Origin of the sequence: Primorskyibacter sedentarius (assembly GCF_004342065.1) — a bacterium.
In the GTDB taxonomy this organism is placed as follows: Bacteria; Pseudomonadota; Alphaproteobacteria; order Rhodobacterales; family Rhodobacteraceae; genus Primorskyibacter; species Primorskyibacter sedentarius.
On record NZ_SLZU01000025.1, the window covers coordinates 21,316 to 45,671 of the forward strand.

Annotated in this window: 23 protein-coding genes; 7 read left to right on the forward strand and 16 right to left on the reverse strand. The window is 61.7% G+C overall.

Translation table 11 applies throughout. The annotated features are described in order from the left end of the window. Positions 1-5: 5 nt before the first annotated feature. A complete protein-coding gene (locus EDD52_RS20500) occupies positions 6-776 on the reverse strand; it encodes a sulfite exporter TauE/SafE family protein (protein WP_132248488.1) in 771 nt (256 codons plus the stop codon). A 145-nt stretch (positions 777-921) separates the two neighbouring features. Between EDD52_RS20500 and EDD52_RS20505 the strand changes: the two genes are divergently transcribed. Both EDD52_RS20505 and EDD52_RS20510 read left to right on the forward strand, forming a co-directional pair. Continuing rightward, a complete protein-coding gene (locus EDD52_RS20505; RefSeq protein WP_132248490.1) occupies positions 922-2,607 on the forward strand; it encodes an acyl-CoA dehydrogenase family protein in 1,686 nt (561 codons plus the stop codon). Between the two features lie 130 nt (positions 2,608-2,737). After that, positions 2,738-3,073 (forward strand): carboxymuconolactone decarboxylase family protein, encoded by a 336-nt coding sequence (locus tag EDD52_RS20510; protein WP_132248492.1) that lies wholly within the window; start codon positions 2,738-2,740, stop codon positions 3,071-3,073. 111 nt (positions 3,074-3,184) lie between these two features. On the opposite strand, the gene EDD52_RS20515 is transcribed toward EDD52_RS20510, so the two are convergent. The 5 genes from EDD52_RS20515 to argH form a co-directional block, all read right to left on the reverse strand. Beyond that, entirely contained in the window at positions 3,185-5,683 is a 2,499-nt protein-coding gene (locus tag EDD52_RS20515) for a GcvT family protein (protein WP_132248494.1), read from the reverse strand. A 138-nt stretch (positions 5,684-5,821) separates the two neighbouring features. Beyond that, positions 5,822-8,398, reverse strand: coding sequence for a TIGR02302 family protein (locus EDD52_RS20520; protein ID WP_132248495.1), 2,577 nt, complete (start codon positions 8,396-8,398; stop codon positions 5,822-5,824). 36 nt (positions 8,399-8,434) lie between these two features. Further along, a complete protein-coding gene (gene lysA, locus EDD52_RS20525; protein ID WP_132248496.1) occupies positions 8,435-9,700 on the reverse strand; it encodes a diaminopimelate decarboxylase in 1,266 nt (421 codons plus the stop codon). Between the two features lie 219 nt (positions 9,701-9,919). Beyond that, positions 9,920-10,090, reverse strand: coding sequence for a hypothetical protein (locus EDD52_RS23765; protein ID WP_165907608.1), 171 nt, complete (start codon positions 10,088-10,090; stop codon positions 9,920-9,922). Next, positions 10,087-11,478: an argininosuccinate lyase gene (argH, locus tag EDD52_RS20530; protein WP_132248497.1), complete on the reverse strand. Its 1,392-nt coding sequence runs from the start codon at positions 11,476-11,478 to the stop codon at positions 10,087-10,089. Before argH ends, EDD52_RS23765 begins: the two co-directional genes overlap by 4 nt. A 22-nt stretch (positions 11,479-11,500) precedes the next feature. Here argH and EDD52_RS20535 point away from each other — a divergent pair, with 22 nt between their 5' ends. After that, a complete protein-coding gene (locus tag EDD52_RS20535; protein WP_132248498.1) occupies positions 11,501-12,067 on the forward strand; it encodes a TlpA family protein disulfide reductase in 567 nt (188 codons plus the stop codon). Positions 12,068-12,092: 25 nt separating this feature from the next. Here the strand turns inward: EDD52_RS20535 and EDD52_RS20540 are convergent, their stop codons facing one another. From EDD52_RS20540 to rpsD, 4 genes are all read right to left on the reverse strand, one after another. Beyond that, on the reverse strand, positions 12,093-12,947 hold the full coding sequence (locus EDD52_RS20540) for an extensin-like domain-containing protein (RefSeq protein WP_132248499.1): 855 nt from the start codon (positions 12,945-12,947) through the stop codon (positions 12,093-12,095). Continuing rightward, positions 12,947-13,867, reverse strand: a complete 921-nt coding sequence (locus tag EDD52_RS20545) for a prephenate/arogenate dehydrogenase family protein (RefSeq protein ID WP_132248500.1) — start codon at positions 13,865-13,867, stop codon at positions 12,947-12,949. The genes EDD52_RS20540 and EDD52_RS20545 overlap by 1 nt, the downstream gene beginning before the upstream one ends. Continuing rightward, positions 13,864-14,949: a histidinol-phosphate transaminase gene (hisC, locus tag EDD52_RS20550; RefSeq protein WP_132248501.1), complete on the reverse strand. Its 1,086-nt coding sequence runs from the start codon at positions 14,947-14,949 to the stop codon at positions 13,864-13,866. Before hisC ends, EDD52_RS20545 begins: the two co-directional genes overlap by 4 nt. A 146-nt stretch (positions 14,950-15,095) precedes the next feature. Beyond that, positions 15,096-15,716, reverse strand: a complete 621-nt coding sequence (rpsD, locus tag EDD52_RS20555) for a 30S ribosomal protein S4 (protein WP_132248502.1) — start codon at positions 15,714-15,716, stop codon at positions 15,096-15,098. Positions 15,717-15,983: 267 nt separating this feature from the next. Here rpsD and EDD52_RS20560 point away from each other — a divergent pair, with 267 nt between their 5' ends. The 3 genes from EDD52_RS20560 to phbB all read left to right on the forward strand — a co-directional run bounded on the left by EDD52_RS20560 (position 15,984) and on the right by phbB (position 19,021). Then, positions 15,984-16,817, forward strand: coding sequence for an EAL domain-containing protein (locus tag EDD52_RS20560; RefSeq protein WP_132248503.1), 834 nt, complete (start codon positions 15,984-15,986; stop codon positions 16,815-16,817). 134 nt (positions 16,818-16,951) lie between these two features. Then, positions 16,952-18,127, forward strand: a complete 1,176-nt coding sequence (locus EDD52_RS20565; protein WP_132248504.1) for an acetyl-CoA C-acetyltransferase — start codon at positions 16,952-16,954, stop codon at positions 18,125-18,127. A gap of 171 nt (positions 18,128-18,298) precedes the next feature. Continuing rightward, entirely contained in the window at positions 18,299-19,021 is a 723-nt protein-coding gene (gene phbB / locus EDD52_RS20570; protein WP_132248505.1) for an acetoacetyl-CoA reductase, read from the forward strand. Positions 19,022-19,220: 199 nt separating this feature from the next. Here phbB and EDD52_RS20575 read toward each other — a convergent pair whose 3' ends face one another. The 3 genes from EDD52_RS20575 to EDD52_RS20585 form a co-directional block, all read right to left on the reverse strand. Beyond that, positions 19,221-19,385: a YdcH family protein gene (locus EDD52_RS20575; RefSeq protein WP_132248506.1), complete on the reverse strand. Its 165-nt coding sequence runs from the start codon at positions 19,383-19,385 to the stop codon at positions 19,221-19,223. A gap of 114 nt (positions 19,386-19,499) precedes the next feature. Further along, on the reverse strand, positions 19,500-20,255 hold the full coding sequence (locus EDD52_RS20580) for a tRNA1(Val) (adenine(37)-N6)-methyltransferase (RefSeq protein WP_243652041.1): 756 nt from the start codon (positions 20,253-20,255) through the stop codon (positions 19,500-19,502). Continuing rightward, positions 20,245-20,460 (reverse strand): putative signal transducing protein, encoded by a 216-nt coding sequence (locus tag EDD52_RS20585; RefSeq protein ID WP_132248513.1) that lies wholly within the window; start codon positions 20,458-20,460, stop codon positions 20,245-20,247. Before EDD52_RS20585 ends, EDD52_RS20580 begins: the two co-directional genes overlap by 11 nt. A gap of 55 nt (positions 20,461-20,515) precedes the next feature. Between EDD52_RS20585 and EDD52_RS20590 the strand changes: the two genes are divergently transcribed. Then, complete coding sequence (locus EDD52_RS20590) at positions 20,516-21,517, forward strand: polyprenyl synthetase family protein (protein WP_132248507.1); 1,002 nt, start codon at positions 20,516-20,518, stop codon at positions 21,515-21,517. On the opposite strand, the gene EDD52_RS20595 is transcribed toward EDD52_RS20590, so the two are convergent. From EDD52_RS20595 to EDD52_RS20605, 3 genes are all read right to left on the reverse strand, one after another. Beyond that, a complete protein-coding gene (locus EDD52_RS20595) occupies positions 21,493-22,365 on the reverse strand; it encodes a 4-(cytidine 5'-diphospho)-2-C-methyl-D-erythritol kinase (protein WP_132248508.1) in 873 nt (290 codons plus the stop codon). The two genes, EDD52_RS20590 and EDD52_RS20595, sit on opposite strands and share 25 nt — an antisense overlap. Then, positions 22,349-24,085 carry a tetratricopeptide repeat protein gene (locus tag EDD52_RS20600; RefSeq protein WP_132248509.1) on the reverse strand — a complete coding sequence of 579 codons (1,737 nt, stop codon included), beginning with the start codon at positions 24,083-24,085 and terminating at the stop codon, positions 22,349-22,351. The genes EDD52_RS20595 and EDD52_RS20600 overlap by 17 nt, the downstream gene beginning before the upstream one ends. Before the next feature lie 166 nt (positions 24,086-24,251). Further along, positions 24,252-24,356: 4Fe-4S dicluster domain-containing protein (locus EDD52_RS20605; protein WP_132248510.1), on the reverse strand; the 105-nt coding region annotated here is incomplete at its 5' end.

Genomic DNA, 24,356 nt, shown 5'->3' on the forward strand with positions numbered 1-24,356 from the left:
CGGTGTCAGGCAAAAATCGCCCGGCGCAGAAGGTTCAGCCCCGCGATGAGCAGCACCAGCAATGTCGCCTTGCGAAAGGCTTTCTGATCGATGCGGTCGTGCACTTTGACACCCAGGGACATCGCCGCCACAGCCGGTGGCACAAGAATGAGCGAGAACAACGCGGTCCGAGGCGTCAACACGCCAGAGCCGACATGCGCCGCAAACAATGCGACCGCCCCGACACCATAGATCACCCCCTGGACGCGTACATGTTCCCGCTTTTCCGTATCCAGCGCGGTCAGATAAGCCACGGTCGGCGGCCCCCAGACGCCAGAAAGGCCCCCGATAAAGCCTGCAAACCCGCCCACGCCGGCCTCAATGAGCTTTGATGGCCCGCGCGCCAAACGCAGGGGAAACCCGGCAAGCTGCGATATCGCGAACAGGCTGATCGGCCCACCGATGAAAATCAGCAACCATTCCCCCGGCAGCACCCGGACCAGTTGGGCCGAAACCAGAAGCATTGCCAGCATCGAACAAAGAAATATTCTGAACCGCATGACCGACTGAACCGCGGCGCGGGGTCCCTGCCGCAATGCCTGAATGCCATTGGTCACCAGTGTCGGCAGAATCAAACCTGCCAATGCGATTTCCGGGGATACGAACATGCTCATCCCCGATATGAGAATCATCGGCATTGCAAAGCCGACAAGCCCCTTTATCAGCCCCGCCAGCATTGCCACCGCGATGGCGCCACCTAGTTGAAGCGGGGAAACAATGTCGAAAATCATGTCCATACCTGCCGATAACATTTTGTCACGCGGTTTACAGGCCCAAACCTTCGCGCAATTTTTGAACAACAGGCAGCACTTTTTCGGTATTTTGTTGCGCTGCGCCCGCGAAAGGATTATGCCGTACCGCAGAAAAAGAAGGATGTGATTCATGGCCCATGACGGACAGGACCTGACGATGACTCAACCGATTTTGCTGCCCGACCTTCTCACCCTGACCGGGGCGGCCATAGATCCGGTCGCAAAGGTTTTCGAGACGGCGCGCGCCGCGCTGCGTGACCGGGTTACCGAGGGCAGCCGTGTCTCCGGTGCGCTTGTCGAGGCCAACCAGACCGCAACCCATGGGCTTGCGTGGCTTGCCACCTATTCCGAGGCGCTGCGGCAGATGCAGAAATGGGCCGAGACGCTTCAGGCCGACGGCAAATTCGGCGAGATCGAGCAGCTGATCCATCAAATCGCCTTTGGGGAGTACCTCAATCAGATCAAGGGCGGCATCCCGATGAGCCAGGGCGAAATATCGCGTCCCGGCGATATCGGGCTGTCGCAGGATGACCTCGCGCCGCTGGCAACACCCGAGATTGAACAGCTGACCCAAGGCGGAAACAGCCAGGCGGCGCGCACCCGGCTTGTGGCGCTGATGGAAGAGCAATCTGCCAATATCATCTTTGGCGCGTCCGGGCTCGAAGACGAGCTGGAAATGATCCGCGAACAGTTCCGCCGCTACGCGATTGACCGGATCGAACCGCATGCCCATGACTGGCACCTCAAGGACGAATTGATCCCGATGGACGTCATCGAGGAATTGGCCGAGATGGGCGTCTTCGGCCTGACCATCCCCGAGGATCACGGCGGTCTGGGTCTTTCCAAGGCATCCATGGTTGTTGTGTCTGAAGAGCTGTCGCGTGGCTATATCGGTGTCGGCTCGCTTGGCACCCGCTCCGAGATCGCGGCAGAACTGATCCTGTGCGGCGGCACTGACGCGCAAAAGGAACAATGGCTGCCCCGCCTCGCGAGCGGAGAGATCCTGCCCACGGCCGTCTTTACCGAACCCAATACCGGGTCTGACCTTGGCGCATTGCGCACCCGCGCGGTGAAGGATGGCGACGATTACCGCGTGACCGGCAACAAGACATGGATCACCCATGCCGCCCGCACCCATGTCATGACGCTGCTGGCGCGCACCGATCCTGACACGACCGATCACCGTGGCCTGTCGATGTTCCTGGCAGAGAAAACGCCCGGCACGGACGAGGCCCCCTTCCCGACCGAGGGCATGACCGGTGGCGAGATCGAAGTGCTGGGCTATCGCGGCATGAAGGAATACGAGCTGGCCTTCGACAACTTCCACGTCAAAGGCGAAAACCTTTTGGGCGGGGAAGAGGGCAAGGGTTTCAAGCAGTTGATGGAGACCTTTGAATCGGCCCGGATCCAGACCGCCGCTCGCGCCATCGGTGTGGCACAGGCCGCGCTGGACGTGTCGATGCGCTATGCGCAGGACCGCAAGCAATTTGGCAAATCACTGATCAACTTCCCGCGCGTCTCTGGCAAGCTGGCGATGATGACGGTGGAACTGACCGTGGCGCGCCAGCTGACCTATTTCTCGGCATGGGAAAAGGATCACGGCCATCGGTGCGACCTTGAGGCCGGGATGGCGAAACTGCTGGGGGCCCGGGTTGCCTGGGCGGCTGCCGATAACGGGTTGCAGATTCACGGTGGCAACGGGTTTGCGCTTGAATACACGATCAGCCGCATCCTTTGTGACGCGCGTATCCTGAATATCTTCGAGGGTGCCGCCGAAATTCAGGCACAGGTCATCGCGCGTCGGCTACTGGCCTAAACAACGCCGCCCTCTCCGGGATCGGAGGGGGCGGAACTGGCCCATTTTCTTCACAGCCATCTGATCCGGATCAAGGTCGCGCCGACAGCAGCGTGGTTTCTGGCGTCAAATGACATGCAAGGAGAGCGAAATGTCAGCCAAAGACGATCTGGATCACAAGCGAAAACAACTGCGTAATTTGCGCAAGGCCATCCCCGAAACGTTTGCAGGATTTGTTGCGCTGGAACAGGCCGCGTCCAAAGACGGCGCCCTGACCAAGCGGGAGAAAGAGCTGGTATCGCTTGGCATGGCCATCGCGCTACGGTGCGAGCCTTGTATCAATTCGCATGTATCCGCCCTGATCCGCCTTGACGTCACGCGCGAGGAAGTCGCCGAGATTGCAGGCACCGCGATCCAGATGGCCGGCGGCCCGGGCCTGATGTATGCGGGCAAGACCTTGGAAGTCTATGACGATCTGACCGACTGACTTTAGTCTGCGGCGCCGATGATGCGGCGCCGCCGTCTGCGCTTTTGCTACAAGGATGCCAAGGCCTGAAAGTCTCCTTTTAGTCACTTTGTCCGGACCAAGTTGCCGCCCTTACCCGTCCTTGCGGATCGTTTCGTTCTTCGGATCGTAAGGGCTGTCTTCCGTGATCTCGGCATCCCAAAGCTGATCGAGCATTCTGACTTTCAGCTTCTGACCCGGCACCGCCAGATCGGGGCGGACGTAGCCCATGCCGATGGATTTCCCAAACGCCACTGAGTAGCCGCCCGAGGTCAGCCGCCCGACCCGCACATCCCCATCATATAGCGCCTCGCGACCCCAGGGATCGCAATCCTCAGGCCCATCGATCAACAGCGTGACGCATTTGGACCGAACGCCGATCTCCTGCATCTCATCCTTACCGTGAAAATCCTTGGACAGGTCGATGAAACGCGGCAGATCGGCCTCCACCGGGGTGGCATCGCGGCCGAGTTCAGTGCCAAACGCACGATAGGACTTCTCCTGCCGCAACCAATTCTGCGCCCGCGCGCCGACCGGCTTCACCCCGTGCTTTTCGTCGGCCTGCATCAACTGGTCCCACAGGTAACGGCCCATTTCGATCGGGTGGTGCAATTCCCAGCCCAACTCGCCGGTATAGGCCACGCGGATCGCACGCACCGGGCACATCTTCAGCTCAATGTTGCGCATTGTCAGCCACGGGAACCGCTTGTTGGACAGCGCGGTTTCTGGCTCCGCATCGCAGATCAGCTCGTTCAGCACGTCACGGCTTTTTGGCCCGGCAATGGCATAGACACCCCATTGCGAAGTCACGTCCTGAATCTCGATATAGCCGAATTCCGGCGCCTTATCCTCGGCCGCTTTGCGCAGATAATCGGCATCATAAGCCGTCCACGCCCCAGCGGAGACTAGGTAATATTCGTCCTCCGCCAGTCGTACGATCGTGTATTCGGTCCGCGTGGTGCCCGCGCTGGTCAGCGCGTAGGTCAGGTTGATCCTGCCGACCTTCGGCAGCTTGTTGCAGGTGAACCAATCCAGAAAAGCGGTCGCGCCCGGCCCCTTGACGACATGTTTGGTAAAGGCCGTCGCGTCGATCAGGCCCACGCCTTCGCGGATCGCCTTCGCCTCTTCAACGGCGTAGGGCCACCAGCCGCCACGACGGAAGCTGCGTGCGTCATGGTCGAAATTCTCATCCGCATCCAGGGGGCCGTAATAGTTCGGGCGTTCCCATCCGTTAACGCAGCCGAACTGCGCACCCAACGCTTTTTGCCGGTCATAGGCCGGGGCGGTGCGCAACGGCCGACAGGCGGGGCGCTCTTCATCCGGGTGATGCAGAATATAGACGTGCTCATAGGCCTCTTCGTTCTTGCGTGCCGCATATTCTGTCGTCATCCAGCTGCCATAGCGCTTGGGGTCGAGCGAGGCCATGTCGATCTCCGCCTCTCCCTCGACCATAAGATCAGCAAGATACTTGCCCGCGCCGCCCGCTGCAGTGATCCCGAAAGAGAAACCTTCGGCCAGCCACATGTTGCGCAACCCCGGCGCCGGTCCCAGCAACGGGTTGCCATCGGGCGTATAGCAGATCGGGCCGTTATAATCGTCCTTCAGCCCCACCGTTTCGGACGAGGGGATGCGATGGATCATCGACATGTATTCCTCTTCGATCCGGTCCAGATCGAGGGGGAAGAGGTCCGCCCGGAACGCCTCTGGCACATCATAGAGGAACCGCGCGGGCGCATTGCGCTCATAAGGCCCCAAAATCCAGCCACCGCGTTCTTCGCGCACGTACCATTTGGCATCGGCATCGCGCAGAACGGGGTGCTGTTCGTTGGTCTTGCGCCATTCGACCAGGGCGGGGTCCGGCTCTGTCACGATATACTGATGTTCGACCGGGATCGCCGGAATTTTCAGCCCCAGCAGGCGCGCCGTGCGCTGCGCATGGTTGCCCGTGGCGGTTACCACATGCTCGGCCTGAATGACCTCCTTTTCCTCCGAAGGCACAAGGTTGCCGCCCCGCTCGACCATTTTGGTGACGGTGACATCCCAATGGTCGCCCGCCCATTCGTAGCCATCGACCTGCCATTTGCGCTCGATCACCACGCCCCGCTGGCGGGCGCCCTTGGCCATCGCCATGGTGACATCCGCCGGGTTAATATAGCCGTCGGTTGGATGGTAGATCGCGCCTTTCAGATCCTCAGTCCGCACCAGCGGCCAGCGTTCCTTGATCTGGGCCGGGCTCATCCATTCATAAGGCACATCGACCGTCTCTGCGGTGGCGGCATACAGCATGTATTCGTCCATGCGTTCCTGCGTCTGCGCCATGCGCAGGTTACCGACGACGAAGAAGCCGGCATTCAATCCGGTCTCTTCCTCAAGCGTCTTGTAGAATTTGATCGAGTAGTCGTGGATATGGGTCGTTGCGAAGGACATGTTAAAATAGGGGAGCAGGCCCGCCGCATGCCAGGTTGACCCACTGGTCAGTTCGTCCCTCTCCAGCAGCATGACGTCACTCCAGCCTGCGCGGGCCAGGTGATAGGCGATCGAGGTGCCAACGGCGCCGCCGCCGACGACCAGAGCTTTGACATGCGTTTTCATCGGGCGACTCCCTGCCTTGAACGACTAGTCGGCATAAGACGAAAAATCGGCCGCTCGGCGCAGTGAACATCCGACATTTTCGCGGATGAATACGACAGCAGGGAATTTATCGCAGAGGCGGCGCGACCCTTGGCGCCGTCAGAACCGTTCGAGCAGCCGTTCGAGATATTCAATCTCCGCATCCGGGCGCTCCCCGTCGCCGGTGCGGCGGCGGATTTCGTCCAGAAGCTCGCGGGCGCGGCGGTACACGTCCTCGCCCTGCAAGATGCTGTCTTCGCTGCCGATCTGACCGTTCGTACCTGCATTGCGACCCAACGGATCGCGGCGCTCGCCGGGTTCCTGCCCCTCGGCCACGCCCTGCTGGCCCTGGTTCTGCTGCTCCTGCGCCATGGCCTCACCGAGGTTGCGCAACCCATCGCGCAGCGCGTCCATGGCTTCCGCCTGACGGTCTATCGCCTCGGCCAGATCCTCGTCGCGCAGCGCCTGCTCCGCTCCTTCCATGGCTTGGTCGGCACGGTCAAGCGCCTCACGGGCGGCCTCTCCGGGCTCTGTTCCGGCGCCGGGAAGGTTGCCACGCTGACGCTCCAACTCGTTGCGCAAAGCACCCTGCCGATCAGCCAGCGACTGGCCAAGGTCCTGACCCTCGCCCGGCTGGCCGCCTTGGCCTTGCTGTCCCTGCCCTTGCTGCCCTTGCTGACCTTGCTGACCGTCCTGTCCCTGCTGTCCGGGCTGCCCCGGTTGACCGGGTTGTCCGGGTTGTCCGGGATTGAACTGATCCTGAAGATCCTGAAATGCCTGATCCGACAGCCCCTGCTGCTCGCGCAGCGTTTCGGCCAGACCTTCCATCGCCTGCTGTCCCGGGGATTGCTGGCCCTGTCCGCCCTGCCCTTGCGTGACGCGCATGTTCTCCATCATCCGCTGAAGCTCTTCCAGCGCCTGCTGCGCCTCGGCCATGCGGCCTTGCTCCATCAGTTCCTGAATCCGGTCCATCATGCGCTGCAGATCATTCTGGCTCATCTGCAACTGTTCGCCCTGCTGCTGCGCCTGCTGGTCGCCTTCCTCGCCCCGTTCCTGCGCCTGACGGCTGAGCTGGCGCAGATAGTCATCGGTGGCATCGCGGAGCTCTTGCATCAGCTCTGCGATCTCTTGGTCCGAGGCACCGTTGCGCATCGCTTCGGACAGGCGTTCCTGCGCGCGGCGGAGCCGTTCCAGCGCATCGCCCAGATCGCCATCCTCCATCAGAACCGCCAGATCCCACATCGCCTGGGCAATCTCGTCGCGCTCTTGGGTCGAAAGCTGGTCGAACCGCGTGAACGCCTCCAGCCGCCGCAAGATGGTGCGGAATCTCAGATAGGTGACAGCGGATCGGAACAGGTCGTCTGGCTGATAAGACACGGCACGCATGATCTGCGCGACGCGGCGCGCATTGTCACGGCTCCACAGCAGGTCGCGGCGTTGCTCGATCACCGCCGATGCCAGCGGGTCAAAGAAACGACGCCCGAGTAGAGTAATGTCCTCGACCACCGTCTCGCTCGCTTGCCCGGCCGCGTCTTCGACGGTCAGCGAAATGGTCACCGGCAGGTTTGCCCACGGGTGCTGCGAGAAATCCTCGATCAGGATTTCCTCGAACGCAGCCCGGTCGCCGGAAATTGGCATTGGCAGCTCGACGATAACCGCGTCTCTTGGTTCGGGGTCCAGGCTCAGACCGTGACGCCGGTCGATCTGGTCCATCGCAAGCGCGATCCGTGCCTGCCCGCGTTCGACGCCATGATCGTCCGTGGCTGCAAATGGCAAGGAAATCTCGCCGCGAGCTGACGCTTCGGGCGTACCGTTCAGTGAAACCGTCGGCAGGGCATCGGCGCGCATCACAACGTCCCATTGCCGCCCGCCCGGCCCATCCACGACCAGTTGCCCGCTTTGTGCCACGACCAGATCATGCGCCGTCTCGGCAGGGGCGTCCTGCTCTGGCGGTACGCCCGAAACGGTCTCAGAGAGGCGCAGCGCGCCGACTTCGCCGTAAAAGCGCAGCATGATGCGACTGCCTGCCGGGACGCTTAGTTCGCCCGCAGAAATATCGTTGAGGTAGAGCGATGGCTGGCGGGTATAGCTGGGGGGCTCCACCCACCCTTCCCAGGACGGCCCGGCCGCAAGGGAAGTGCCACCGGGCGTCATCGCCGTGACTGACCCCATCTTCCAGACAGACCCGAACAGCAAACCGATGCTGAGCACCAGCAAGGCGACATAGCGCAAGGCAAAGGGATCCGCCTTGGCCGCGCGCAGGTCGGGCCGCACGGGTGTCGCGCTTTCCAGTCGGGTCCGCATACGCGCCTGATGCGCTTCCCAGACCGCCCGCGAGGCGGCATCGCCCGCGCCAATGGCCTGATGATCCATGGCCGTCTGGATGGGCCGTCCGGGCAACGCAGCATCCATACGCGCCATCGCGCCAACGCGCGAAGGCCAACGAAAGCGACGAACCCCATAGCCCAAGGCGGCCAGCGCGCCCAATCCAAGCACCAGACCGGCGCCCCAGACCCATTCGACCGCCACATTGTCCTGAATGCCCAGCATGAGCAGCGCCGCAGCAACGAAAAGCACCGACCAGAGGGGCCAGAAGGCGCGCACCGCAGCCTCGGCCACCATACCGAGGCGGGTCAGCAGAAGTGGCCGTCGAATCTGACGGAGGACGTCGTTTGCCTGCCTGTCGGTCGCGGCCATGCGCGCTCCTTTATCAGGGCTGCGCGGCGGGATGCGTCACAGCCATGCAGGGATGGTATCGCGATTTATGATTTCGTCAAAGGTTGGCCGCGCCCGAATGACAGCGAATTGATCGCCATGCACCAGCACTTCGGGGATCATCGGCCGGGTGTTGTACTCGCTCGCCATCACCGCGCCGTAGGCTCCGGCAGAGCGGAAGGCCAGAAGGTCCCCCGCGGCAACCGGCGGCATCTGGCGCGCCTTGGCGAACGTATCCCCGCTTTCACAGACCGGTCCCACCACGTCATAGGGCTGATGCTCCACCGCTGCTGCAGGTTCGATCACCGGGACGATATCGTGATGCGCATCGTACATCGCAGGGCGAATCAGGTCGTTCATCGCAGCATCAAGGATCAGGAAATCCCGCCCCTCGCCGGATTTCACATAAATCACCCGGCTGACCAGAATGCCTGCATTCCCGGCGATCAGACGCCCCGGCTCAATCTCGACCTCGCAGCCCAGATGACCCACCGTGCGCTTGATCAGGGCGCCGTAATCGGTCGGTAGGGGCGGCGCTTCGTTCGACCGCGCATAGGGGATGCCCAAGCCGCCGCCCAGATCCAGGCGGGTGATCTCGTGCCCATCTGCGCGCAGTGCCTGCGTCAGATCGGCCACCTTCTTATAGGCAGCCTCGAACGGCTCCAGCTGGGTCAGCTGGCTGCCGATATGGACATCGATGCCAACGACCTTGAGCCCCGGCAACGCCGCCGCTTCGGCATAGACCTGCCGTGCGCGGGCGATCGGGATGCCGAACTTGTTTTCCGACTTGCCGGTGGCGATCTTTGCATGGGTTTTTGCATCCACGTCCGGATTCACCCGGATGGTGACGGGCGCGATCACACCCATAGAAGATGCCACTTCGGAGATCGCCTGCATCTCCGGTTCGCTCTCGACGTTGAACTGGCGGATACCGCCCTCAAGCACCGCGCGGATCTCTGCCTTGGTCTTGCCGACGCCGGAAAAGACGATGCGCTCGCCCGGCACGCCAGCCGCCTTGGCGCGGGCATATTCGCCGCCCGACACCACATCCATCCCGGCCCCGGCCTCTGCAAGCGTGCGCAGGATGGCCTGGTTGGAATTGGCCTTCATCGCGTAGCAAACGAGATGCGGCATCCCCGCCAACGCCTCGTCAAACAGCCGGTAATGCCGCAAGAGCGTCGCGGTTGAATACAGATAGAACGGCGTGTCCACCGCAGCTGCAATTTCTGCTACGGCGACATCCTCGGCGCAAAGCGCACCGTCACGATAAAGAAAATGATCCATTCCAAACGCCTCCGAAATTGCTGCCCGTCGCCATAGCTCGCAAGCTGCGGCAAAACCACCCCCCTCGCCTCTTCTTGGCCGATATTCCTGAAGGGAAGGCGCGGCGCGGGGCGGGGGCGCAGGATGCCCCCCAACCGTGCCTGCGCATTTCAGATCTGCGACGCGCTGGACAAAGGCACCACGAGGTCATGCGCCAGGGGCGCGATCAGCCCCCCCGGATCAAAGCCCGACGGATACGGTGACCGGGCCGCTTTTCACACCGACAGAGGTTGATGTGTGCACACCGCCAGAGCCTGCGGATATCGTTGTGTTCAACGTCGGGCGGATCGGATCGCCATCCGCGCCACAGCCTGCAAGCGTGATCAGGGCCAGTACAGCAGCCACCTTCATCCCAGGATCTCCTTCCAGCGGGCGACCTGTTCGCGCACCCGCGCGGGTGCCGTGCCGCCATAGCTCATCCGCGAGGCCACCGAATTATGCACCCCCAGCACACCATAGACGGCTTCGGTGATCCCGTCATGCACGCTCTGCATCTCGGCCAATGACAGGTCCGGCAGATCGCAACCCTTTGCCTCGGCCTTTGCCACGAGGCTGCCTGTCACGTGATGCGCATCGCGGAATGGCAGGCCCAGCTCGCGCACCAGCCAGTCGGCCAGATCGGTCGCGGTCGAGAACCCGGCCCCGGCAGCGGCCTCCAGCGCTTCGCGATTAGCGGTCATGTCGCGGACCATCCCCTCCATCGCGGCCAGCGCCAGCATCCAGTTATCGGCGGCGTCAAAGACCTGTTCCTTGTCCTCTTGCATATCCTTGGAATAGGCCAAGGGCAGGCCCTTCATCACCATCATCAGCGCCGTCTGCGCGCCGAAAATTCGTCCGACCTTGGCGCGGATCAACTCTGCAGCGTCGGGGTTCTTTTTCTGCGGCATGATCGAAGATCCGGTCGAAAACCTGTCCGACAGAACCACAAAGCGGAACTGCGCAGAGGACCAGATCACCAGCTCTTCGGCAAAACGCGACAGGTGCATGGCACAGATGCTGGCCGCGCCAAGAAACTCCAGCGCGAAATCGCGGTCGCTGACGGCATCCAGAGAATTGGCGCTTGGCCGGTCGAACCCCAGCGCCTCAGCCGTCATGTGCCGGTCGATGGCAAAGCCGGTGCCCGCCAGCGCCGCAGCCCCCAGGGGGCTTTCGTTCATACGGGCGCGGGCGTCGCGAACGCGTGACAGATCGCGCGCGAACATCTCGACATAGGCCATCATGTGATGCCCCCAGGTTACCGGTTGCGCGGTCTGCAGATGGGTGAAGCCCGGCATGACCCAATCGGCGCCCGCTTCGGCCTGTGCCACCAGCGCCTTCATTAGCGCCAGCAGCCCGGCTTCTGCCGCGTCCAGCTGGTCGCGCACCCAGAGTTTGAAGTCCGTCGCTACCTGATCGTTGCGCGACCGGCCGGTGTGCAGCCGCCCGGCAGGCTCGCCGATGATCTCTTTCAGGCGCGCCTCCACATTCATGTGGATGTCTTCAAGCGCCGTGGAAAACGCGAATGTACCGCCCTCGATCTCTGACAAGACCGTGAGCAGCCCTTCCCGAATGGCCTCGACATCACTAGGCTCCAGAATGCCCGTGGCGCCAAGCATGGCGGCATGGGCCCTTGATCCGGCGATGTCCTGTGCCGCCATCCGCTTGTCGAACCCGATCGAGGCGTTGATCGCCTCCATGATCGCGTCCGGCCCGGCGGCAAAGCGGCCGCCCCACATCTGGTTCGAGGATTGGTCTGCCATGTCGTGCCCCTCTGGAGGAAAAATGCGCCTGTTCCGTTCCGCTCTCCTTTATCTAGCCCTTGGTCTGGGTGCAAACGCTGCGCACGCGGTCGACATGTCCGTGATCGAAGCGCTGCGCGACGGTGACATGAAAAAACTGGTCTTCGCAGAGGCCACGCCCGCCGGGGAAAGCGCCTTTCAGACGTTCGATGGCGAGGCCGTGACCCTTGCCGACTACAAGGGAAAATGGGTGCTGGTGAATTTCTGGGCCACGTGGTGCGCGCCGTGCCGCAAGGAAATGCCCATGCTGTCGGAGCTGCAGGAAGAATTCGGCGGCGACATGTTCGAGGTCGTCACCATCGCCACCGGGCGCAACCCACCCCCGGCGATGAAGAAATTCTTTGACGAGATCGAGGTGACCAACCTTCCGCTGCACCGCGATCCCAAACAGGCTCTGGCACGCGAGATGGCAGTGCTGGGTCTGCCGATCACCGTTCTGCTGAACCCTGAAGGCCAGGAAGTCGCACGGCTGCGGGGGGATGCCGACTGGTCCTCTGACAGTGCCAGGGCCATTGTCAAAGCGCTCGTTCAGACTGACGCTGAAGGTTAACCACAGACCTCGCAGGACATCCGGGTCAGCGGCAATAGGCCCCGCCACGATACCGCGCGGTGTCAAAGTGGAAATGGTCGTTGTGATACTTGTCTGAGCCGGGGCCCAAGACGGTCCCGAACGGGCCGCAGGCCTCTTTGCGCATTTTGCGCAGCGCGTTGCCGTTCTTTTTCGACCCCCAACCCCGCAGCACGGAAATCTGAGTGCCGTCCTTCAGGCGCACGCCTGAAATATCAATGGCGCGCCCCTTTCCATGTTCGCTGACCTTCGCGCCGGGCTGATTGTTGCGTGTGCGGCAGGCGTAATGCGCGGCGACGCGCAGCGCTGACACGCCCCCGCCGCGGGACCCGAAGGCAGGCTTCACGCCACGCTCCACCCAGGTCTTGAGAGCTTTGGCGGTGGTGCAATCCATCATCGCCTGCTGGCTGAGCGTCACACCCGCGACAGAGCGGAGCCGGACGGCATCCTTGATACCGCAAGCGTTGATCCGGCCCGGGACATAGCCAATCCGCTCGCCCTGCAGGTCAAGATCGCCGCATACGGCACCGCGCTTTGCCGCCTGCCGCTTTGCCATGACACGTTCGACCACCGCACGGGGGCGCAACATCGGGCGCAGCGACCGTCTCATTCCGGAGGTTGAAAGCACGACCATCGTTCCATCGGCGCCAAAGGCAACCAGATCGGTCGTTTCTGCAACGGCGTTGGGGTTGGGCTTCATCGGGCGCATGACCGGGCGGATCGACGACAGCCGGGATGCCTCTTTCGTCTGCGCGGCTTCGACCGCATCGCCACGCGAAACTGGCCGGATCACGCCGTCCGGGGCCTTTGCAACCGCAATCTGCGCCGCCAGCACCAGACCCAATCCAACCACTAACCGCATCACTGTCCCGTCTTGGTACGTCCGAAATCAGGGGCAGCCGTATCCTGCCCGGCCTCGATGATACCACGCCGGATGGCCCGGGTTCGAGTGAAATAGTCAAAGAGCTCTTCCCCGTCACCGACCCGGATCGCGCGCTGCAGGGCAAACAGCTCTTCCGTGAACCGGCCAAGGATCTCCAGCGTGGCCTGCTTGTTGTTCAGAAACACGTCGCGCCACATGGTCGGATCACTGGCCGCGATACGGGTGAAATCCCGAAAGCCCGCGGCAGAATACTTGATGACCTCACTGTCGGTTACACGGCCAAGGTCATCCGCCACGCCCACCATCGTGTAGGCGATAAGGTGCGGTGTATGGCTGGTCACTGCGAGGACAAGATCGTGATGCTCCGGATCCATCTCGTCGACATTGGACCCCAACCCTTCCCAGTACCGGCGAAGTTTCGCCACAGCCTCTGGATCGGCTCCTGCCGGAGGCACCAGAAGACACCAGCGATTGTCGAACAGCGTCGCAAAGCCCGATTCGGGGCCTGAATGCTCTGTCCCCGCCAAAGGGTGCCCGGGCACGAAGTGAACACCCCCGGGCAGATGCGGCGCCACCGCGTCGACCACTGCAGCCTTGACCGAACCCACATCACTTACCGTGCAGCCGGGTTTCAGATAGGGCGAGATCTCTTGCGCCACCTGCCCCATCGCCCCGACCGGAACGCAAAGCATCACCAGATCGGCATCTTTCACCGCCTCGATGGCGCTGTCGCAGACCGTGTCGCACAGCCCGATCCGGCGTGCGGTATCGCGAGTGGCCTGACTGCGCGCGTACCCGGAAACCTCTGTCGCCAAGCCGCCGCGCTTGCTGGACCAGAAAATCGAGGACGCGATCAGACCCAGCCCGATCAGCGCCACCTTGTTGTAGATGACACTCATTCCGCCACCGCCTTGAACTGCCCGATTGCATGCACCACGCGGCGGCAGGCGCTTTCATCACCCACCGTGATCCGCAACGCTTCTGGCAGCTTGTAGCCCGCCACTTTCCGCACGATCAGCCCTTGGGTCTTCAGATGCGCTTCGCATGCATCCGCCTCGGCCGGGTCGGAAAACCTGGCAAGCACGAAGTTGGCGTGGCTGTCATCCACACCAATGCCCAAGCCGCGCAGCGCCTCTGTCAACCAACTGCGCATTTTCGCGTTCTCCGCCAGGCACTTTTCGACATAGGCATGATCGCCCAGTGCGGCCTCCGCTGCCTCCAACGCGGTCGAGGACAGGTTGAACGGCCCCCGCACCCGGTTCAGCACATCGATGATATCCCGGCTGGCATAGCCCCACCCGACCCGCAGACCGCCCAGACCATAAAGCTTTGAAAATGTGCGCGTCATCACCACGTTGTCACGATGTTCGATCAGGGCAGCGCCACCGTCATACCCCTCCTCGAACTCGGCATAGGCTCCGTCCAGCACCAGCAGGCACTGCTCGGGCAGGCCCTCGGCCAGCCGTTCGACCTCGCCCAGCTGGATGAAAGTTCCGGTCGGGTTGGCCGGGTTAGCGATGAATACCAACCGCGTATGTTCCGTGCAGGCCGCCAGAATCGCGTCAACATGGACGGTGCGATCACGTTCGGCCACCTCGACCGGGGTGGCCCCAGCCGCCATCGCGCTGATCCGGTACATGGCAAACCCGTGCTGCGTGTAGAGCACCTCGTCGCCCGGACCCGCGTAGGCCTGACACAGGAAGTGGATGATTTCATCAGATCCCACACCGCAGATGATGCGCGCCGCGTCGAGCCCGTGCACCTCTGCCAGCGCCGCGCGCAAGCTCGCATGATCGGTGGACGGATAGCGATGCAGGGTCCGTGCGCTTCGTTCCACCGCAGCAATGGCTGCGGGGCTCGGGCCGAACGGGTTTTCGTTCGACGACAGCTTCACGACATCCGAGACACCTGCGATCTGGCTCGCCCCACCGACGTAAAGGGCGATGTCCATGATGCCGGGTTGCGGTTCCATCCTTGTCATTGGCCAGCCTCCTGCTGCGCGCCTCTTTAGCCGGGCTTTTCCCCAGAGACCAGTGGCAAGACCGATCCGGCGCGGCGACCTGGGTTGCAAATGAAAAGGGGCCGCGCAAAAGCGCGACCCCCTGGAATTTCGTATCCTGCCAGAATTTAGTTCTGGGCGTAGAATTCGATCACCAGGTTCGGTTCCATCATGACCGGATAGGGCACATCGCCCAAGCCGGGAGTGCGCACGAATGTCGCGCTCATCTTGGAATGATCGACTTCAAGGTAGTCGGGCACATCACGCTCTGGCAGCTGCGAGGCTTCCAGAACAGCAACCATCTGCTTGGACTTCTCGCGGACCTCAACGACGTCACCCTCTTTCACGCGATAGGAGGGGATGTTGACGCGCTTGCCGTTCACCGTGACATGGCCGTGGTTCACGAACTGACGTGCGGCAAAGACGGTCGGCACGAACTTGGCGCGGTACACAACGGCGTCCAGACGACGCTCCAGCAGGCCGATGAGCAGCTCACCGGTGTCGCCACGCTGACGTTCTGCATCACGGAAGATGCGGCGGAATTGCTTTTCGGTCAGGTCGCCGTAGTAGCCTTTCAGCTTCTGCTTTGCGCGCAGCTGCAGGCCGAAGTCGGACATTTTGCCTTTGCGGCGCTGACCATGCTGGCCGGGGCCATATTCGCGACGGTTGACCGGGGATTTCGGACGACCCCAGATGTTTTCGCCCATCCGGCGGTCGAGTTTGTACTTGGCAGACGTGCGTTTGGTCACGGCTGATCTCCTTCTTTGGGCGCTGCCATGCGGCAGCTATGAAGGGCGTTGTCCTCTGCACCGGAGTAGCTCCGGCACTGACAGGCATCCCCTTGCGAGGGCCACCAACACCAATGAAGCCGCGCTTATACGCTGCAACACGCAGGAGTCAACGGCCCTATTTTCCGGGCATGTTCGGCAATGTGTATCAAATTAGAACAAAACATGAAATTTAAGCGTAATTTAAGGCATTCAGTTGCAACCTGCTCTCAACCGAATGGAGGGCACATGGGTCTTCAACATAAAGCCGCACTGCAAGAAAACTCACGTAACGCGCTGGCATTGGCCATTGAAAAGCGCGATGCAGACACCATCAAGATGGTCGAGGCCGCCGTCCGGCACCGGCATGTTCTTCTGGCCTATCAACCCATCGTCCAGGCGGCGAATCCCGGACGAACGGCCTTTTACGAAGGGCTGATCCGGGTGCTGGATGAAACCGGTCGGGTGATTCCCGCGAAGGATTTCATCCATGCCGTCGAAGAGACCGAAACCGGCCGACTGCTTGATTGCATTGCCCTGGACAAAGGCCTTCGGGCGCTGGAAAGCCAGCCCGCTTTGCGCCTGTCGATCAACATGTCTGCCAGGTCCATCGGCTACAAGAAATGGATGCGCACATTGCAGCGCGGTCTCGCCCGCAACCCCACCGTCGGGGAAAGGCTGATCCTGGAAATCACCGAAAGCTCCGCCATGCTGGTGCCGGAAATCGTGGTTGGGTTCATGCAGGATCTGCAAGGCAAGGGCATCTCGTTCGCGCTTGATGATTTTGGCGCGGGCTACACTGCCTTCCGTCATTTCAAGGACTTCCAGTTCGATATTCTGAAGATCGATGGCCAGTTCATCACCGGTATCGCGCGCGACCCCGACAATCAGGTGCTGACCCGCGCGATGCTCGCTGTGGCGCAGCAATTTGACATGTTCACCGTCGCAGAACGGGTGGAGCGGGCCGAGGATGCCGCCTTTCTCCAGACCCTCGGTGTCAATTGCATGCAAGGCTATTTTTATGGCGCACCGACTGTTTGTCCACCATGGGAAAAGGAAACGGTGGAGCGCGCCTCTGCCTGAGACATCATGGCGTGACCAGCGCAGTTGCTCCCCCCTTCACCTTGCGGTAGTTACGCTACGGTAGGGTGGGGGCTCGTAACTTGCTGGTTTGGTGCCGACCTCCATCGCAACAAGCAAAGGTGGAGATCACATCTATGACCAATGTCGTAATCGCTTCTGCGGCGCGGACCGCAGTCGGCAGTTTCGGGGGCTCTTTCGCCAACACACCCGCCCATGATCTGGGCTCGGCCGTTCTGAAAGCGCTGGTTGAGCGCGCAGGAATCGATGCTGCCGAAGTGTCCGAAACGATCCTTGGTCAGGTCCTGACCGCGGCGCAGGGACAAAACCCGGCCCGTCAGGCGCATGTCAACGCAGGCCTTCCGATCGAATCGGCTGCATGGAGCATCAACCAGGTCTGCGGTTCCGGCCTGCGCGCCGTGGCACTGGCCGCACAGCACATCCAGCTTGGCGATGCCGATATCGTCTGCGCTGGCGGACAGGAGAATATGACACTTAGCCCACACGCCGCGCATCTTCGCGCTGGCCATAAAATGGGCGATGTCAAATATATCGACACGATGATCCGCGATGGCCTTTGGGACGCTTTCAACGGCTACCACATGGGCCAGACTGCCGAGAACGTGGCCGAGAAATGGCAAATCAGCCGACAGCAACAGGACGAATTCGCCGTTGCCTCGCAGAACAAGGCAGAAGCAGCCCAGAAGGCGGGCAAATTCGACGACGAAGTGATCGCGTTCACCGTCAAGACCCGCAAGGGCGACATCATCGTCGACAAGGATGAATACATCCGCCACGGCGCAACGATGGAAGCGATGCAGAAACTGCGCCCTGCCTTCACCAAGGACGGGACGGTCACCGCGGCCAACGCCTCTGGCCTGAACGACGGCGCCGCCGGGGCTTTGCTGATGACGGCAGAAAACGCCGAAAAGCGCGGCATCACGCCGCTTGCACGGATCGTTTCCTATGCAACCGCTGGTCTTGACCCATCGATCATGGGCGCAGGCCCGATCAACGCAAGCCGCAAGGCATTGGAAAAGGCCGGGTGGAAACCCGAGGATCTTGATCTGGTTGAAGCGAACGAAGCCTTTGCCGCACAGGCCTGCGCCGTCAACAAGGAGATGGGCTGGGATCCGGCTGTCGTGAACGTCAATGGCGGTGCCATCGCCATCGGTCACCCGATTGGTGCCTCCGGCGCGCGCGTACTTAACACGCTTCTTTTCGAAATGAAGCGTCGCGATGCGAAAAAAGGTCTGGCGACCTTGTGCATCGGTGGCGGTATGGGCGTCGCCATGTGTGTGGAACGCCCCTGACCCTGCCGACAAGACATATGAGGGGCGCCGCTGGCGCCCCTTTTTCTGGTCACGCAGCATTTTTGACTGCATTTCCTTGACCCTAACCAACAAATCGCTGCGTAATATTGTTGCGCGGCGCTCGATCAGTAGGTAGCAAAGTTACCATACCTAGCCACATTGGAGGAAACCATGGCAAGAGTAGCACTCGTCACCGGCGGCAGCCGAGGCATCGGAGAAGCGATCTCGAAAGCATTGAAGGCCGAAGGTTATACGGTCGCCGCGACCTATGCCGGAAACGACGAAGCCGCCGCCAAGTTTACCGAGGAAACCGGCATCAAAACGTATAAGTGGAATGTCGCGGATTACGACTCCAGCGTTGCCGGAATTGCCAAGGTCGAAGAAGAGCTTGGGCCAATCGACGTGGTCGTGGCCAATGCCGGGATCACCCGGGACGCACCCTTCCACAAGATGACAAAGGACCAATGGCAGCAGGTCATCGATACCAACCTGACCGGCGTGTTCAACACGGTGCACCCGATCTGGCCCGGTATGCGCGAACGCAAGTTCGGGCGCGTGATCGTCATCAGCTCGATCAACGGCCAGAAGGGCCAGTTCGCCCAGGTGAACTATGCCGCGACGAAGGCTGGCGATCTTGGGATCGTGAAAAGCCTCGCGCAGGAAGGTGCGCGCGCGGGCATCACCGCAAATGCGATCTGCCCCGGCTATATCGCGACCGAAATGGTCATGGCAGTGCCCGAAAAAGTGCGCGAATCGATCATTGGCCAAATCCCGGCCGGCCGTCTGGGCGAACCCGAAGAAATCGCGCGCTGCGTGGTGTTCCTCGCATCTGACGATGCGGGCTTCATCAACGGCTCCACGATCAGTGCGAACGGTGCGCAGTTCTTCGTCTGATTCGAACCGGACCACCCCCTGAAATACATTGCGCCCCTGCCTTTCCAGGCCGGGGCGCTTTTCTAAAAAGATGAGTGGATTGTCTGACTTCTGGCTTGCAACAGGGTGTTTCCCCGGGTCTTCGCATCAATCATGGCGTGTTTTTGTTTGCCCTTGCACCAATGGGCAGCGCCTGAGAATGTCTGCGAAGACAGGCCATTCAGACACTCAGCCGCTCGATCTCTTCTTTCAGCTTAAGTTTCTGTTTTTTCATCTCAGCGATATGCAGGTCGCTGATGCCGGGGGCTCGTTGAGCCTCTTCAACGGCGTCGGAGAGGTTTTGGTGTTTCTTCTTCAGTTCCTGCACATGCGAACTCAAGCTCATCGCGTCCTCCTTTTTGTTATCAACCCTACCAGTCCAGCATATTCACACGCATCTGTCACGCCGCACCGGCAGCATAAGGCCCGCAAATCTTCAAATTCTGCGTGAGCAGATCGTCTAGGACGGAAAATTCAGCGCGGCGCCGTGGCGAAGCACCTCTGCGATGGCGGGGGCGTAGTCATCACCATCGGATTCGTGTTGCACGCCCCGGTGCAGCAAGACCGGCGCGTGCAGCCTGAAATCCGCCCTGCCTCCCTTGCGTCCACGAACGAGAATCAGCCGGGGCTCCCGCCCCTGCCGAGGGGCGAGGGGCAGCACCTGAAGCGATCCCAGCCGCGCCTGCATGGCGGTCAGCAATTCGGGCAACCGTTCAACCCGCTGGATGAATGTGACCTGACCACGCGGCTTCAAACGACGGGCCGCCGCGTTCACCCATTCCGACAGCGGAACCCGCGCCGCCAGAGCGACCTCGCGCCCTTCGTCGGCGGCCTCGCTCCGGGCCCCGGTGCGAAAATAGGGAGGGTTGGCAGCGACATGGTCAAACTGGCGGGCCAGCAGTTCCTTCGGAAGGGCGCTCAGGTCAGCCGCCAGGACCTGCCCATCCATTCCGTTTTCGGCCAGATTCCGACGCGCGAGATCCGCGTAGAACGGCTGGATTTCCACCCCCACGAGGGCGAGGCCGGGCACACGGGCCCCCAGACAACACAGGACCGGTCCGGCACCGCAGCCCAGTTCCAGAACGGATTCTCCGGCGGTGGCCTCGATGCTTGCGGCCAGCAAGACCGGGTCAATGCCTGCGCGGTATCCGTCCACCGGCTGGTAAAGATGGACCTTGCCGCCAAGAAACGCATCCCGTGACAGTTCAACGGTCAAGAGGCACTCCGTTATCCATCATCAACTGCCGCGCCGCCGCAAGATCGTCCCTCCGGACCATCAGCCGACGCGGCAAAATGCCAATGCTGCCTTCGAGAACGCTCATGTTTACGTCCAATTCAAAGCTGTCTATACCCTCGTCCAACAGGAGCACGCGGGCCAGCGGGATGACGGTTATATCGGTGGTGCGCAAAAGCTCTTCCATATCGGGGATGTAAGGACAAGGTGATGCCAATGTCGAGCCTTGTGACGGGAGTGTGATGAGTTTGGACGACGCAACCGTGAAGCCGCATGACCGCCTTGCAACCGCATTGGCCGATGACATGGCTGCGGTCAATGATCTGATCCGCCTGCGGATGACCTCAGAGCACGCACCGCGTATCCCGGAGGTGACGGCCCATCTGGTTGAGGCCGGCGGCAAGCGTCTGCGCCCGATGCTGACGCTCGCCTCTGCGCGTATGTGCGGCTATGACGGCCCCTACCATGTGCATCTTGCCGCCACGGTAGAGTTCATTCACACCGCGACCCTTCTGCACGACGATGTGGTCGACGAAAGCACCCAGCGCCGGGGTCGGCCCACCGCCAATCTGCTCTGGGACAACAAATCGAGCGTGCTGGTCGGCGATTACCTCTTTGCACGCAGCTTTCAGTTGATGGTCGAAACCGGGTCTATCCGCGTGCTCGACATTCTGGCCAACGCCTCTGCGACGATCGCCGAGGGCGAGGTGCTGCAACTCTCGGCTTCGCAGGATCTGCGCACGCGCGAGGATACCTATCTCAAGATCGTACGCGGCAAGACGGCGGCGCTCTTTTCTGCCGCGACCGAGGTGGGCGGCGTGATCGCGGGCCAGTCCGAGGACGTGGTGCAAGCGCTTTTCGACTACGGCGATGCGCTTGGCATTGCCTTCCAGATCGCGGATGATCTGCTGGATTATCAGGGGGATAGCGGGGCCACCGGCAAGAATGTCGGCGACGATTTCCGCGAGCGCAAACTGACATTGCCGGTCATCAAGGCCGTTGCTGCCGCCGATGCCGAAGAACGTGCCTTCTGGTCGCGCACCATCGAGAAGGGCAAGCAGGAAGAAGGCGACCTGAGCCACGCCATTTCCCTGCTCAAAAAACACGGCACACTCGAAGCGACCCGGCAGGACGCCAATGCCTGGGCGGGCAAGGCCAAGGATGCGCTTTCGGTTCTGCCCGACAGCGACCTGCGCAGCATGCTTATTGATCTTGCGGATTACGTGGTGGCACGGCTGACCTGACGGGCGTCACTGCCTACCGTCCGCGTCGCCTGCACCCACCACTCGGGATACTTCGCGGCGATGCGCCGTGCGGCATTCCGCGCAACATCCATCGTGTCGTAAACGCCGAAACAAGTGGCGCCAGAGCCGGACATGCGGGACAGGATCGCGCCGTCAAGGGCGCTCAACGCCTCCCCGATCTCCGGCGCAAGGCTTCGGGCAGGTATTTCCAGATCGTTGCGTTGCTGGCCCAGCCAGTCAAGAAAGGCTGGCCCACTGTCCCATCCCTCACAGTGTTGCATCGCCGGGTTCTCGCGATGCATCAGCTCCCGGAAAACTGCCGGTGTTGGCACATGCACATGTGGATTAACGAGCACGAGGTTGAGACCGGGCACGTCCTGAACGGGCCGAAGCTGTTCGCCGATCCCCCGCATCCTCTGCGGCAAGGACGACAGACAGACCGGCACGTCCGCCCCCAGTTCCAATGCCCGTTCCAATGCCCGTTCCGCGCCGATGTCACCCATGGGGTTCGGGCCATGCAGCGCCCGCAAAACGGCCGCCGCATCGGCAGAACCGCCACCAATGCCAGCGCCGTGTGGCAGGTTTTTCTCAAGCTCGATCCGGCCCATCCAGCCTGCGGCTTCCGCTGCCCGCCAGACCAGATTGCACCCATCCGTCGGCACTCCGTCGGCGAAGGGGCCCGTGACGGCGACTGACAGATTGGCACCAGCGGTCAGGATCAGCCGGTCCCCGACATCCGCGAAGACGACAAGCGAATCAAGAAGGTGGTAGCCGTCAGACCGCCTGCCGGTCACGTGGAGCGTCAGATTGATCTTGGCCGGGGCGAATGCCTCAGCCGCCGTTGTCATTGGCAACCTTCAGCGGCGGCGCCCCTTCCTCGGCCAGCAACCGATCCAGACCAACCTCCAGTTTGCGGCGAATGCGTTCGGGATCAACCTCGTCCGAGGCCACTTCGGAATCGACGAAGCTCAGCGCCCGTTTCCACATGAACTCGGCTTCCAGCTTGCGCCCGACGGACCAGTAGACATCCCCCAAGTGATCATTCACCACCGGATCAATCGCCATCAACTCTGCCGCGCGCTCCATGTGACCGACCGCCTCTTCGTAGCGACCAAGCCGATAGAGCACCCAGCCAAGCGAGTCGACGATATAGCCGCTGTCAGGGCGCGCAGCGACGGCGCGTTCGATCATGCCAAGCGCTTCGTCGAGCTTCTCGTTCTTTTCCACCAGCGAATAGCCGAGGTAATTCAGCACCTGCGGCTGTTCCGGGTTCAGCGCCAGCGCGGCGCGGAAATCCGCCTCTGCCTGTGGCCAGTTGCCTTGCCGTTCGTGGCTGATGGCGCGGGCGTAATACAGGAACCACTGCGTCGGTTCGGGCGTGTCGAACAGCGCGAGCGCGCGGTCATAAGCCTTTACCGCGTCGTCGTAGCGCTCCAATTGGCGCATCAGGTCCCCCAGCGTCGACTGGACGACCGCCAGATTGCCATGCGTCTCAGCGAGGCTTTCCAGAACTTCCACGGCGGCATCGACCTTGCCATCGGCCCGCAGCGCATCGGCGCGGCCAAGCTCTGCGGCGTGATAGGCCGGATGGTCGCGCGGCACCCGCTTGTAGGTCGCAACAGCAAGGTCGTGCTGTTCCAGCCGTTCCAGCATATCTGCCGACAGAAGGATCGCGTCCACATGATCTGGCCGCAGGTATTCGGCGACGCGGGAATACAGCAGCGTGTAGTCGTCATCCGCCTCGTTGGAAAGCGCCGCCGCCAGAGTATAGAACACCTCCGCGATGCCTTGGCGCGCACCGCTGACGGCTGTCCATGGCAATTGCTCGCCCTGTTCAAGCCGCTTGCGCAACTGGTCGATCCCGGGATCAATCCCCTTGTCAAAGGCCGTATCGATGAGTTTAAGGGCGTCGTCATTGCGCTCCAGCTGCGACAGAATCTCGACCTGCGCGATCACGGCGCGGCGCGTCATCCGCATGGCGCCCACACTGTCGCTGTCAAAGATAGCCTCTGCGCTTTCGTGATCGCCAACCGACGACAGAGCCAACGCCTTGTGGTACAGAGCGAACCCTTCAAGGCCGCGCTGTTCGGACATCTCGTCAAAGGCGACCAATGCCGCGCTCATGTCACCCCGGCCCATTTCGGCCCATGCCTCCGCCAACCCGTCAATCAGCGGGCCAACGCCAAGATCGTCGCGCAGACGGCTGAGTATCTCCGTATAGGCTTCGCGCTTTGCCTCGCCCGCGATAAGCGCGATCTGTGCGATCTGGCTACGCTCCCCGGTGTTTACCAACCGCTGGCCAAGCTCTACGGCGCGATCAAGGTTCCCAAGGGAGATATTGGCCAGAACAGCACGTTCCAACAGTTGTGGGTTGGCGGGATCATGAAAAAGCGCCTGATTGTAGTACTTTGCAGCCGCTTCGTAGTCACCGACATAGCTGGCCTGCCGTGCGGCCAGGTACGCGCCCGACAGTCCGTTGGCCGACACCGCGGCCGGAAACCATAGCCCCACGGCCAAAAGCGTTACGCCGAGTGTTCTGGCTATCGATCTGGGCAAACTTGCCTCCATCTTTCCTGCAACGGGTTTGCGCAAAGCCTAGCCCCTGCCCGGTAGCGACGCAATGAGCCACCGAAAGATTGCCGCCAAGCCCCCTGAAACATTTGATCAAATTGTCATGCTCGGGGCATTCTGACGGCAAACTGCGGCGAAATTCGCCACAGCTTGCCTGTCGGCCCTACATGTTGGGATAGTTTGGTCCGTCCCCGCCCTGCGGCGTGGTCCATGTGATGTTCTGCGCCGGATCCTTGATGTCGCAGGTCTTGCAATGCACGCAGTTCTG

Bases quoted from the DNA above. Each gene is read 5' to 3' on its own strand.
- EDD52_RS20500 (WP_132248488.1), bottom strand. From the start codon at position 776: ATGGACATGATTTTCGACATTGTTTCCCCGCTTCAACTAGGTGGCGCC.
- EDD52_RS20505 (WP_132248490.1), top strand. From the start codon at position 922: ATGGCCCATGACGGACAGGACCTGACGATGACTCAACCGATTTTGCTG.
- EDD52_RS20510 (WP_132248492.1), top strand. From the start codon at position 2,738: ATGTCAGCCAAAGACGATCTGGATCACAAGCGAAAACAACTGCGTAAT.
- EDD52_RS20515 (WP_132248494.1), bottom strand. From the start codon at position 5,683: ATGAAAACGCATGTCAAAGCTCTGGTCGTCGGCGGCGGCGCCGTTGGC.
- EDD52_RS20520 (WP_132248495.1), bottom strand. From the start codon at position 8,398: ATGGCCGCGACCGACAGGCAGGCAAACGACGTCCTCCGTCAGATTCGA.
- lysA (WP_132248496.1), bottom strand. From the start codon at position 9,700: ATGGATCATTTTCTTTATCGTGACGGTGCGCTTTGCGCCGAGGATGTC.
- EDD52_RS23765 (WP_165907608.1), bottom strand. From the start codon at position 10,090: ATGAAGGTGGCTGCTGTACTGGCCCTGATCACGCTTGCAGGCTGTGGC.
- argH (WP_132248497.1), bottom strand. From the start codon at position 11,478: ATGGCAGACCAATCCTCGAACCAGATGTGGGGCGGCCGCTTTGCCGCC.
- EDD52_RS20535 (WP_132248498.1), top strand. From the start codon at position 11,501: ATGCGCCTGTTCCGTTCCGCTCTCCTTTATCTAGCCCTTGGTCTGGGT.
- EDD52_RS20540 (WP_132248499.1), bottom strand. From the start codon at position 12,947: ATGCGGTTAGTGGTTGGATTGGGTCTGGTGCTGGCGGCGCAGATTGCG.
- EDD52_RS20545 (WP_132248500.1), bottom strand. From the start codon at position 13,867: ATGAGTGTCATCTACAACAAGGTGGCGCTGATCGGGCTGGGTCTGATC.
- hisC (WP_132248501.1), bottom strand. From the start codon at position 14,949: ATGACAAGGATGGAACCGCAACCCGGCATCATGGACATCGCCCTTTAC.
- EDD52_RS20560 (WP_132248503.1), top strand. From the start codon at position 15,984: ATGGGTCTTCAACATAAAGCCGCACTGCAAGAAAACTCACGTAACGCG.
- EDD52_RS20565 (WP_132248504.1), top strand. From the start codon at position 16,952: ATGACCAATGTCGTAATCGCTTCTGCGGCGCGGACCGCAGTCGGCAGT.
- phbB (WP_132248505.1), top strand. From the start codon at position 18,299: ATGGCAAGAGTAGCACTCGTCACCGGCGGCAGCCGAGGCATCGGAGAA.
- EDD52_RS20575 (WP_132248506.1), bottom strand. From the start codon at position 19,385: ATGAGCTTGAGTTCGCATGTGCAGGAACTGAAGAAGAAACACCAAAAC.
- EDD52_RS20585 (WP_132248513.1), bottom strand. From the start codon at position 20,460: ATGGAAGAGCTTTTGCGCACCACCGATATAACCGTCATCCCGCTGGCC.
- EDD52_RS20590 (WP_132248507.1), top strand. From the start codon at position 20,516: ATGAGTTTGGACGACGCAACCGTGAAGCCGCATGACCGCCTTGCAACC.
- EDD52_RS20595 (WP_132248508.1), bottom strand. From the start codon at position 22,365: ATGACAACGGCGGCTGAGGCATTCGCCCCGGCCAAGATCAATCTGACG.
- EDD52_RS20600 (WP_132248509.1), bottom strand. From the start codon at position 24,085: ATGGAGGCAAGTTTGCCCAGATCGATAGCCAGAACACTCGGCGTAACG.